Here is a 12,398-nt window from a genome sequence, read left to right as displayed (position 1 = left end):
CCGTTACGGGGCCATCAGGCCCCGAAGTGACAGGACCTATTAAAGATGCAAGATGCACAACAGGCGCTGAAAGTCGGGCAAGACCCACGCATGCTGCCGGAATATGAAGCGCTGCGCGCGGAAATTAACAAACTGAGCCACGCATCGCGCCCCGATGTGGATTGGCAACGGATCCATCAGCTCGCCAGTCGCATTTTTGAGATTCACGGGGTGGATTTACAAACCGCCATTTATTTCACCTTGGCACGTGCGCGCTTACAAGGGCTGCGCGGCTTTACCGAAGGCTGTGAGTTTCTGGCGAATCTGATTGTGACGCAGTGGGACACCTTCTGGCCGCCTCGGCATCAAGAGCGCGCTCGGATCGAGATGCTGGATTGGTTCATTGCCCGGATCAGCGATGTGATGCGCCAATACCCGATTAGCCATGAAGACAAACGGCTGATTTACCGTAGTGAGCGAGCGCTGCAATTGATCAGTGAAAAGCTGCATACCTCGGGGCTGAGTCGTGTGCCGCGCATTGAGAATCTGCTGCATTTCGTCGAGGGCTATAGTCATCTGTTTGATGAGACCGAGATTGTGATTGTGTCTGACGAACAGATCAGCAAAGTCGATGACATGCAGGTCCCGCCAATGGTGTTCTTCAGCCCTGACAGCGCGAGTGATGGTGCCGTGACGGTGGCACCAACCTTGCCACACGGCAGCATCTTGGTCGGCCGTGAAAAAGGGCAAGTGAAACCAACGGTACTCAAAATTGAGACCCAGCGTAAGCCAAAACCGGCATGGTTCTGGTTTGCCTGTGGCGCTCTGAGTTGTTTATTGCCCGCGTTGATTGCGTGGATTGGCTATGGCCAGCAAGAGAAAAAAGAGGCTGCGTTAGCACTGGTGCAGCCAGTGGCAATCCAGCCGTTGGCGCTGACCTATGACGATATTCGCCAAGCGCGATCTACGTTAGGTGAGCAGGCATTGCAGGGGATGGAGCGCCGTGTGTTATCTCGCTACCAGAGTCAATTGACGCAGGCTGAGCAAGCCTCGCCTTTGTATTGGTATCGCTATGGCGACAGCTTAAATCAGGCATTACAGATGCTGTATCCGGACTCTTTGGCCGTTAAAACTATGAACCAGCAATGGCAGGATGGCTTGCAAAAAAATCTCACCAATTTGCCATCGCTGGCCGATTACGATGCCGCTCGGGAAGGTGTTGATGCGTTATTGGAGCGTTTACAGGTACTCGAGAGTCAGCGTAAAAGCGTCAGTATTTCCTACCTCAAAACTCAGTTGTACGAAGTACAAAAGTCGTTGCTGACGGGAGCCCCGTTTGCACAGCGCTTGAATGCATTGGAAGCCAGATTGAGTGCGCAAGAGCCGATCAGTCAAGCCGATCTCAGTGCACTGGAAAGTGAGTTGAAAGCGTTCAGCGTGCGTTTGTATCAGTTGCAAAAAAGCCGCTCTGATAGCTAAAGGCCTCATTAACGGATCAGACGATCAATAGGAGCTAACTATGTGTCCTTCAATTGTATTGCTGGGTGATATCGGCACCGATCATGACGGCTTTCATCCTTCTCCGGTGATTGCGGCCAGCCCTGATGTGTTCTTGGACAACAAGCCGGTGGCACGGCAAGGCGATGCCCTTGAGCCGCACGATAAACCCAATAATCCCCCCCATCCACGCAGTATTGCAGCAGGGGTTGGTTCAGTGTTGGTGAATGGCCAGCCAATAGCGGTTACCGGTAAGCCGGTCGATTGCGGTGGTGTCGTCATCGGCTCTGGCAGTGGTCAGGCTGGCTGATAAGCGCGACAGAGAAGAGGATGGGTGATGACAGACAGTACGGGATTACAGTTTACGGTTAAGGTGGGCGCGCTGCCGCAAAACACCTTTGCCGTGGCGGCATTTGACTTGGATGAGCAGCTTAATACGCCGTTTTTGCTCAGCCTAGATTTGGCCAGTTTGCAACCGGATATCGATGCAGCTGACGTGTTGGAGCAGCCGTGCGAGTTGCTGATATGGTTTGATGGCGAGTTACAGCGCCGCGTGAACGGCGTGGTGAGTCAGTTCTCACAGGGTGATACCGGTTTTCGCCGTACTCGCTATAGCCTAGCGGTGCGCCCCGCGCTGTGGCGCTTATCGCTGCGCCATAACGCACGCATGTTTCAAGCCCTGACACCACAGGAAATCATCAGTATCTTGCTGCAAGAGGCTGGGGTGACTGATTATGCTTTTGCGCTCAAAGATAGCCATGCGCAGCGTGAATACTGCGTGCAATATCGCGAAACCGATCTGGCTTTTCTGGCGCGCTTAACTGCAGAAGAGGGGATGTGTTGGTATCACGAGTTTACCTCGGGCAAACATAGCGTGGTGTTTACCGATCATCATGCCGCGTTGCAGCAAGGCCCCGCGCTGTTTTTCAATCTGGCTAATCAAGGTCAGCAACACGGGCCGTTTGTGCGCCGTTTCCAGTATGTCGAAGCGGTGCGTCCGGCGGAAGTTGAGCTCAAAGATTACTGCTTCAAAACGCCGGCTTACGCACTCTCCCATCGTCAGCAAGGCAGTGCGCTTGCGCATCAGCAGGACCACTACCAACATTTTGATTATCCCGGACGTTTCAAGCAAGACCCGAGTGGTAAAGCGTTGAGCGGTTATCGCCTTGATGCGCTACGCGCAGATGCTCTTCGGGGGCAAGGTGAATCGAATGCGCCGCAGTTGCAACCCGGCATGGCCTTTACGTTAAACGAGCACCCGAATGCCAAATTCAACGTCGCGTGGCAAGTGGTTGGCATTCGCCATACCGGTCAGCAACCGCAAGCATTGGAAGAAGAAGGCGGTAGTGAGCCAACACTGTATTACAACCAGTTTGCGGTGATCCCGGCGGACATGTCATGGCGTGCATTGATGCCGCATAAGCCGATGGTGGATGGCCCGCAGATAGCGACCGTGGTCGGTCCGGCAGGTGAAGAGATCTATTGTGACAACTATGGGCGTGTACGGTTGCAGTTTCCGTGGGACAGATACGGCGCGAGTAATGAACAAAGCTCTTGTTGGGTGCGCGTATCGCAAGAATGGGCCGGTGGACATTATGGCGCCATGGCGCTTCCGCGCATCGGGCATGAGGTGATTGTGTCATTTCTGGACGGTGATCCTGACCAGCCCATAGTGACGGGGCGAACCTACCATGCCACGCAGCGCCCAGTGTATCCGCTTCCACAACATAAAACGCGCACAGTGCTGCGGACGATGACTCATCAAGGGCAAGGGTTTAACGAGCTGCGCTTTGAAGATCAGGCTGGGCAGGAAGAGATCTATATCCATGGCCAGAAGGATCTGAACGCTCTTATTGAGCAGGATGCGACTTGGCACATTACACATGATGAGCACTGCGCGATTGATAATGAACGCGTGACGCGGATTAAGGCCAATGATCACCTGACGGTTGATGTGCAGAAACGAGAGCACATCCAAGCTGATTACTCTTTGACCGTAGATACCAATATGCACCAAAAAGTGGGGCAATCCCTGTTGGTGGATACAGGCACTGAAGTGCACATCAATGTCGGAGAGAAATTGGTATTAGAAGCAGGCTCGGAGCTGACGCTAAGTGGCGGCGGTAGCTTTGTGAAGCTCGACCCAAGTGGCATCAAGCTGGTGGGTCCAGATATTAAGCTCAATGCAGGAGGAAGCCCAGAAGTGGGGACGAGTTGGGCGGGGCAGGCTCCCGCGCTTCCTAAAGGCATTGGCGCGGAGAAGGCTCCAGAGCCGGTTGAGCTGATTAAGGCACTGCCTACGGAAGAGGCGATGGAGGCATTGCTCAAAGAGCGGATGCTTAAAGTGGATTATCAACCGTCTGTTTGATGGCTTACGTATAATATAGGGTTGAACAGTAAAGATGAAAATCGTCTACCCCATGCAGTTGGCGGGAGAGGGTACTCCCAAGGAAATTGCATCACTTGATGAGTTTATTAGCCAGCTCAATAAATTAAATAGTGGAACCTTCCCTATAGGACGTAATCGTATTTGGCATGGTGGAGTTCACCTCAGCGAAAAAGGGGGATGGCATTCAAGCGGTGCTGTTCGTGCTATTGCTGATGGAGAAATTGTTGCTTATCGGTTTGCGACTGAACCTGCTAAAGCAACGCGTAAATCTGAAGCCGGGGAGCCTGAGCACGAGATTGATTTGTATACCTCTCCTTCGTTTTGCCTAATTCGTCACCGCTATGAGGCGGGAGAGAAAAATAAAAACAGCTTAACTTTTTATAGCTTGTACATGCATATAGCTTGTGAAAACAGCTATAGCGCTGAGCCTGAGCGGTATGTTGTTGATGGTAATGACGTCTCTATTTATAAGGGATCTGCGGGGTTGCAGCTTAAGTCTGAAGATAAATTAGGCATTGCGCGGAAAGGGGCTGAAGTTATTTTAGTGGATAGGAATAATTGGTCTGAGAGATACAACTTGCGCAATGAGCCTCAAATTTACCAATTGATGTGCTATGCCGAGCCCAAGGCCGGAGATCCTGAACTGTTTTATATTGCGGCAAAATATATCAAGGCCGAGTGTAAAATGAAACCTAACTGGCTGACTCCACCGGAAAGTAAGCCAGCTCGCTATACAGTACCTAATAATACATGGCTAAGAAAAACGGCGGACAGTACTGAAGAAAGTACTGGAGTACCTGCCGGTAGTGAAGTTGTGTTGTTAGGTGAGCAACAGATGGTAACGATTAACGGTGGTCTTACTGATTTTCGTCAAGTTCAAGTGTTCAAAGTGGGGAACGGAACCGTCAAGAATAGTGCTAATCAGGTGATGGCTAATGCTAGCAAGGGTTCGATTGGCTGGTTAGCAAAAAATAAATTCGGTGCGGCTTTAACCGCGGAATCTAGCATCCCGATTGAGTTTGATAAGGTTGTATTGCGTGATAGTAACCCAATAGCTGTTCAGGCAGGCGAGGTTATCGGCCATTGGGGCGAGCACCAAGTGGCAACGTCCAGTGCGAGTGGATTTAGCCTCGATCCTGATCAGAAGGCTGTACATTTTGAAGTGTTTGTCACTGAGAAAGATACGCAAGATAAGCAGATGCTTAACGATTGTATCCAGAACAAAGCGCAGGTAACCGGTGGTCAGGATTACTTGGTTATTAAGAAGAATGAGGTTGATACGTGCCGCCTGACTAACCATAAAAACCAACCAAGTTATAAGAATGTGGCTAAACTTGGTCCACTGACTGTCCCGTTGGCGGTAAAGAAGGCTGATATTGTTACTCATGGCACCCAAAAATTTGTTCGAGTACGCGAACGTGCTGCGGCAAAAGGGGAATTGGCTGGGGAATTTGTCTTATTGGCGGGTGATACTGAGTTACTAAGCCAACATGATTGGGGCAAGTTAGGGGTTAAACTCGTTGATGGCAGTAGTGATCCTGATGGGTTCTTGGATAAACAGGATACAGAAGGTCAGGAAGGTGGGGCATTTTTTAGCACTCTTTATGACCAACTAACTATAGATCGAGACAATGATAATGTACTGAGTGGCGACGAAATTAAATCTGCTTTGGCCGATGATGATTTGGCAAACAAGCTGCGCCGGTTATTTATCAAGCATGAAAGTGAATGGATAAAGCGTGATAAAGGGTGGCCACGTCTTCAAAAAGAGCTAGCTGACCAGCCTAAACTGTATGAATATGCAATGCAGGTACACAACAATATGGCTTGGGTTGAAGAAGCTAAAGAGATATTGGGCAACTCTAAAATGTGGTTTATTCATCCGGCTGGGATGATGGGGTTGGTGTCTGAGTTTTCAAAGAAAAAAATCACACTGGCCATGTTAAGAAAAATATGGAGTGACATAGGATTAGTCTCTGACGATTTACTAGATGTTGTTGCTAATGAATTAAATAGTAATATTGAAAATATGAAAATTAATACTAGTAACCGACTATACCACTTTATGGCTCAAGTTTACCAAGAGGTAGGTTCTTCTTTTAAGGTTGTTGAGAATTTAAACTATAAGCCAAGTGTTCTTATTGGTAAATTTGAATACTATTCTAAGAGGCCAGATGAAGCTGAGCAAGATGGAAGGACTCGAGAGCATCCTGCTAACCAAATCACTATAGCTAATAAAGCTTATGCTAATAGATATGAAAATGGTTCTGTGAAAAGTGGTGATGGTTATAAATATAGAGGTAGAGGCGCGAAACAATTAACGTTTAGAAGTAATTACAAGGAGTTCACCCGATTTAGTCGGGCAGAGTGGGGTACGCTTGATGATTATGAGTTGAATCCCGATTTACTTGTTAACATAGATATATCAATTCGCTCTGCATTGTTTTTTTGGCGACAAAAGAAATTATATTCCATAGCCGATCAAGGTGTCACATACGCTGAATCAAGCGCTATAACTAAAGTGGTTAACAAATATGATGATAGCTATCAAAAACGATTTAAAAATCTTACGTCATTTATTTCAATGGGAGTTTTTGATGATGTTTTATAAATTTTTCATCGCTGCATTTTTTTTCGTTTTTCCAAATAGCTCTGTTATGGCTACGGAGGTTTATGCTCGATTATTGAACGATTCATCTTGGGGTATATTCATCGAAGGAAAAAGTCATGAAATAATATCTTTTGAGTTAGATGGAAATGCTAGGGATGTTAATATTGTTGAAAAACATAGGCGAGAATGTAATTCTCAGGTTGTTGATGAAGTGGTGGTTAATTCTAACTCATCTAACGGTGATAGTGGTGAGGTATATTTTTATAAAATAGCAATATCCTCATCTGGTATAGTGATATTTTTTGATGTGTCCACATTAAGTTTAAATAAAAAAAATGGGCTTCAATCTTCACAGTCAGATATTTGCGATTATATAGATTCCGATCTTAATTTAAATATTTTGTATAAGAAGAAAATAAACACATTAAAATCACCTCTTCTGTTAGAGCGATTCAAAGACTCCCAAAGAAAGTGGTTAGCTTATAGAGATGCAGCTTGTCTTTATGAGTCAACTGATTTTAATTATGAGAGTGACGCTCCTTATATGAAGGCGGTGGGTCAAACCTGTATATCGAAAATTACTCTAGATAGAAATAAGTATATCGAAACCATTTAGATTTTATAAGAGTTAAGTTAATTGTATATTTTTAATTTAATTTTGCTAGGAATGGGTCTTAGATAACATGGTTTTTATTGTTCATGTTGACTTAAAATAATTATGTGGTAGATGTAGCGTAGTTTAGAGTTATTCAGACTAATTATAAATAATTGTGGGTTACTTGTACAGAGCGAACACCCCTGTGTAAGTAACCAAATTAGGATTCAGTATTTGCATCTATCTTAAATTTAAAACAGTACCATAAATCACCCCCCATACATTAATCTTCATGTTTTTATTTACCAAACATTACCACTCATCTCCGCTTACAAAATGTAACTCGCTGTTAATTTCGATGATTTGTGGAGGGAAAAAAGTCAGTCTACTGTTTTAGTCTCGGTGAGACAGAAGAGAAAAACGGAGTTCCTTATGAAGACCACGCTGCTTGCTGCGTTGATGACAGCGCTGTTTGCTGGACAGGTGTCCGCTTGTACCACCATTTTGGTGGGGAATCAGGCGTCGGCGGATGGCTCATTTATTGCGGCGCGTAATGAAGATTATTCCGCAACCAATGCCAAACACATGGTGAGCCATCCGGCGGCACATCATCAGAAAGGGGTTTTCAAAGCACACGGTAATGATTTTACCTATCCGTTGCCGCAAGAGGCGCTGAGCTATACCGCAATCCATGATTTTGATACACAAGATAAATCTATGGGCGAGGTGGGTTTTAACTCTGCTGGCGTGGGAATGACGGCGACTGAAACTATCTATAACGGTCAGCCGGTGCTGAAAGTCGATCCATATGTGGAAAAAACGGGGATCACCGAAGACTCGATCCAAACCGTGATTTTGCCGCGGATCCATTCTGCGCGTGAAGGCGTGGAATTACTGGGAAAAATTATTGAGCAGCAAGGGGCGGGTGAAGGTTTTGGGGTGGCGTTTGTTGACCAGCACGATCTTTGGTATCTGGAGACCGGCAGTGGCCACCAGTGGATGGCCACTCGTTTGCCTGCGGATCAATATTTTGTCTCGGCTAATCAGGGCCGGTTGCAAAAATACGATCCTAAAGATACGGCAAACTATTTAGGCTCACCAACCTTGATTAGCTTTGCTGAGCAGCATGGTCTGTATAACCCACAGCAAGGGCCGTTTAATTTCCATCAGGTGTATTCACAGGATGTCGAAAACGATCTGACCTATAACTATCCTCGGGTTTGGACTTTACAGCATATGTTCAATCCGGAGCTGAAAACCACCATTACTGATGGCAAAAACTTCCCAGTATTCCTAAAACCGGCGCAGAAGATCTCGGTCGCGCAGGTTGAACAGGCGCTGCGTAATCATTATCAAGGCACCAAACACGATCCGTATACGAACAATAATCCAGCAGAGCCATATCGCCCGATTGCTGTGTTCCGTACACAAGAGTCGCATATTTTGCAGGTTCGCCCGAACTTACCCAAAGCCATTGGAGAGGTGGAGTATGTGGCTTATGGAATGCCAGCGCTGAGTGTGTACGTGCCGTATTACCAAGGTATTCAGCACTATTTGCCAGGTTATGATAAAGGCTCCGATCAGGCAGATAATGAATCGGTAAACTGGAAATACCGCAAACTGCAGACGCTGGTGATGCAAAACTACAACGCGTATGCCCCTGATGTGCAACGCGCTTATAAAGCGTTCGAAGAACAAACCGCTGCGCGGCAAGCAGCGATGGAGCAAGAGTATCTGAAGCTCTATAAAACCGAGCCTGCTAAAGCGCAACAAGTGCTGCAAAAGTTTGAAGATAAAACCATGCAAGCGGCGCTTGATTTAACCGATAAATTGACCAACCAGGTCTTTACTAAAATGACCCATGACACGGATATGAAGTACCACTTCGAGGGGGCGTGATCCGCGGTTATGAGTGTTTGATGTGAATCAATGCAGAAAAGCGGTGCTGAGCACCGCTTTTTTGTGTCCGAAAGGCGGAGATGAGAGCGTGGCTTACTCTTCAATACGTAAACCGTAGGTTTTGAATTTCTCCAGCACCACAGCGATCTCTTCGTCTGACAGCACCGGCACTGGATCGGTAATTGCCAGTGTCGTGAGATAAAGGCGCGCTAATACTTCGACTTCATGTGCTAGCCACAGGGCCTTGGTTAGGTTTTCTTCGCAGGCGATCAGCCCGTGATGTTGCAGCAAGGTCGCTTTACGGTATTTCAGCGCTTTAATGACATGTTCAGACAGCTCCCGTGTGCCGAAGGTGGCGTAAGGCGCACATGGAATGCTGTTGCCGCCAGCGGCGGCAATCATGTAATGAATCGCAGGGATCGGGCGGTTGAGAATAGATACCGCTGTGCAGTGGATAGCATGGTTATGCAACACGGCATTGGCATCAGGGCGTGTTTGATAGGCGGCCAGATGGAAGCGCCATTCACTCGATGGCAGCTTACCGGCTTCATGTTGGCCATTGCCATCAATATAGACAATATGATCTTCGGTCAATTGCTCGTAAGGAATGCCGGTTGGCGTGATCAGCATACCATCACGATAACGTACGCTGACGTTACCGGCAGTTCCCTGATTCAGACCCAGTCGGGTCATCTCCAGACAAGTCGCAATAATCTCACGAGCCAGTGTTGCTCTTTCCATGCTGTACCCCTTTTACGACGAGCGTCATCTATGTTCGGTTATATTCAATCAGTGATAGGCGATGCCGGATCACCGGTGTTGGCCTTGAGTATGTGCTGGCGCCAAGTAAAGCGGTTTGGCAATACGTGATAATCGCACCAGATGAAAGCGTTAATGATTACGGTGTTTCGATATTTCGTTTTGGATTTTAATTTCGATAATTCGTTAAATACGTCTGCTTCTCTATACCCGTCTCTATATGTGAGTCTCGATAGAGGCAGTGAGTAAATTGTTGTTGAGTTATCTTCAGCTTAATATCGGTTGAATTGAATTTTTCGCGTTTATTTTGTGACGTTCGTCAATAGGAATTACTTTCTTTAAAGTAAACCCTATGTTTAATCGGGAATTATTTTGTCCGTTTGTTTTGTTGGGTCGCTAAAACGGGCATTAAATATGTGCGTGGCTGTATGAATGACCGTTTTTGATTATTACGCGCTTATTCGGTCATGATGTATTTGGTATTTGTGTTTTTTCTTTAGGGAACGAATCAAACGGTCAGCGGTTTATGTGGTGATAAAGTGATTAAATTCACATTTTAACCGGATGAAAGGGGGCGATGTGAGCCCCGTCATATTTTATTCGTGTTAGGTCTTTAAATTAATTGTCAGCAACACCCGCAAGCAGAAAGAAATGAAAAACAAAACAGAAACAAAATACAAAGAGTGCAAGCCAATAGAGCTCAGCAACAGAGATAAAAGTAGAGTAAGAAAAGCTAAATCTGACTGAGGGTTTTTTATCGTACGGATTGTTAAATCGCGAAGCTTTTTATGGCATCACTGGCGTGGTGTCATGAATAAATTAGATTGTGTGATTTAATGGCGGTGTGATGAGGCCTAAATCAGGATTATGAAAAAATCAGGTAAGAAGCGTATTACAGGTAGCAAACTCTGTGGCATAACAGCGCTGTTATCTGGCTGATGTTACTGAGCTTGTTGCTTACGCTTGGCGCTGAGAGACCGGTTTAACCTGCTCTTAGCTCTGCGGTGATGTATGCGGTTACCTGATGGTTATCTTACTTAGGTTTCCTTTTTCGGCAGCAGTGCTGCGCTGAAAAATGGGCCAATGACGTTAATCTGCAGCGCATTATGGTGGGCGAATGGCTATTCATCCACAGGCGTATTCTGGCGTCAGTAGTAGAAAGAATAATGCATTGCATTGCGACCAATTCCTTCTGAACTGCGGGACATCCCTACAGTCATGTTCCTGATTATTGTTCGGTTTGACCGTAATAAATAACAGCATGACATAAAAATAATGATGCCCTACCCGATAACCAATGGAGTGTTAGCCATGTCAGAAATAACGACCAAAAGCACGGAGGCTGCGGACATTATTGCTGGTAATGCACCGTCAGCCGAGGTGGTGCCTAAGAATATTCTGATCCCGTTTATATTACTGACCAGTTGTTTTGCATTGTGGGGACTGGCCAATAATATGACCGATGTGCTGATTGCACAGTTTAGAAAAGTATTTACCTTGACGGATATGCAATCTGGTTTAGTGCAGACTGCTTTTTATGGTGCCTATTTTTGCCTGGCTTTACCCGCCGCGCTCTTTATTAAACGGTTCAGCTATAAAGCCGGCGTGCTATTAGGCCTCGGATTATTTTGTACTGGCGCATTGTTATTTTATCCCGCCAGTCAAATTATGGAGTATGGCCCGTTCCTGATGGCGTTGTTCGTGCTGGCCGGTGGTTTATCGATTCTGGAGACCAGTGCCAACCCCTACATTATTGCGATGGGGCCACAAGAAACGGCCACTCGCCGTTTGAATCTGGCGCAATCGTTTAACCCGATTGGCTCTATCACCGGTGTCTTGATCGGTAAGTTCTATATTTTGTCGCAACTGCACCCCGCAACCGATGCTGAACGGGCGGCCATGTCGCCGGAAGCGCTGGGTTCTATCCAGTCGGCTGAATTGTCGGCGGTGATGGGGCCGTATGTGGTGGTAGCGCTGGTTATCATGCTGGTGTGGTTAGCCATTGCGTTTACTCGCATGCCAGTGGCCAGTGATACCGGTGGCAGTGACCAGAGCCTGAAGAGCAGCTTTGGGCGCTTGCTGGCCAAGAAATACTTTGTGCGCGGTGTGCTGGGGCAATTTTTCTATGTCGGTGCGCAGATTGGTTGCTGGTCTTACACCATCCGTTATGTGATGACGGAAATGGGCGGTAACGAGGCGGATGCATCTACCTATCTGCTGGTGTCTATCGTGTTGTTCTCGGCCTCACGTTTTGTGTGTACCGCCATGATGAAGTTTATCTCACCTGCGGTGCTGTTGGGGTTACTGGCTTCTCTGGCGTCACTCAGTCTGCTGCTGGTGATGTTTGTGGGCGGGATGACCGGCATTTATGCGTTGGTCGCGGTATCTGCCTGCATGTCTTTGATGTTCCCTACCATTTTCGGTTTGTCAGTGCACGGCCTGGGGAAAGACACTCAGTTTGGTGGCAGCTGCTTGATTATGGCCATTTTGGGCGGCGCGGTACTCACTGCGATTATGGGACAAATCTCCGATATGGCCGGGATCCGGATGGCGTTTGTTATCCCGATGCTGGGCTTTATCTACCTGATTCACTTTGGTTTTAAAGGTCACAAGGCCTAAGAGGGAAGAGGGCCTGCCGGTCAGGCCTCTTCTTGAGACGCATTAACAAT

Annotated in this window: 8 protein-coding genes; 7 read left to right on the top strand and 1 reads right to left on the bottom strand. The window is 47.1% G+C overall.

Annotated elements, in window-relative coordinates; translation table 11 throughout:
* Positions 1-45 precede the first annotated feature (45 nt).
* From LQ901_RS10135 to LQ901_RS10110, 6 genes are all read left to right on the top strand, one after another.
* A complete protein-coding gene (locus LQ901_RS10135; protein ID WP_064977343.1) occupies positions 46-1,458 on the top strand; it encodes a VasL domain-containing protein in 1,413 nt (470 codons plus the stop codon).
* A gap of 40 nt (positions 1,459-1,498) precedes the next feature.
* On the top strand, positions 1,499-1,786 hold the full coding sequence (locus tag LQ901_RS10130; RefSeq protein WP_010862294.1) for a type VI secretion system PAAR protein: 288 nt from the start codon (positions 1,499-1,501) through the stop codon (positions 1,784-1,786).
* A gap of 27 nt (positions 1,787-1,813) precedes the next feature.
* Complete coding sequence (locus tag LQ901_RS10125; protein WP_064977344.1) at positions 1,814-3,844, top strand: type VI secretion system tip protein VgrG; 2,031 nt, start codon at positions 1,814-1,816, stop codon at positions 3,842-3,844.
* A gap of 34 nt (positions 3,845-3,878) precedes the next feature.
* Positions 3,879-6,476, top strand: coding sequence for a hypothetical protein (locus LQ901_RS10120; protein ID WP_064977345.1), 2,598 nt, complete (start codon positions 3,879-3,881; stop codon positions 6,474-6,476).
* The gene (locus tag LQ901_RS10115; protein WP_064977346.1) at positions 6,463-7,092 is read left to right on the top strand and encodes a lysozyme inhibitor LprI family protein; all 630 of its coding nucleotides are present in this window, start codon (positions 6,463-6,465) and stop codon (positions 7,090-7,092) included. Before LQ901_RS10120 ends, LQ901_RS10115 begins: the two co-directional genes overlap by 14 nt.
* A gap of 411 nt (positions 7,093-7,503) precedes the next feature.
* Positions 7,504-8,970 (top strand): C69 family dipeptidase, encoded by a 1,467-nt coding sequence (locus tag LQ901_RS10110; RefSeq protein ID WP_064977347.1) that lies wholly within the window; start codon positions 7,504-7,506, stop codon positions 8,968-8,970.
* Between the two features lie 93 nt (positions 8,971-9,063).
* On the opposite strand, the gene fucA is transcribed toward LQ901_RS10110, so the two are convergent.
* Complete coding sequence (fucA, locus tag LQ901_RS10105) at positions 9,064-9,711, bottom strand: L-fuculose-phosphate aldolase (protein WP_064977348.1); 648 nt, start codon at positions 9,709-9,711, stop codon at positions 9,064-9,066.
* A gap of 1,329 nt (positions 9,712-11,040) precedes the next feature.
* Between fucA and fucP the strand changes: the two genes are divergently transcribed.
* Entirely contained in the window at positions 11,041-12,348 is a 1,308-nt protein-coding gene (fucP, locus tag LQ901_RS10100) for an L-fucose:H+ symporter permease (RefSeq protein ID WP_010862288.1), read from the top strand.
* Positions 12,349-12,398 lie beyond the last annotated feature (50 nt).

This window comes from Plesiomonas sp. PI-19 (assembly GCF_021368255.1).
GTDB classification, from domain to species: Bacteria; Pseudomonadota; Gammaproteobacteria; order Enterobacterales; family CAMTGL01; genus Plesiomonas; species Plesiomonas shigelloides.
Note: the sequence above shows the minus strand (reverse complement) of the source record. Positions and strands in the feature narration are given on the sequence as shown.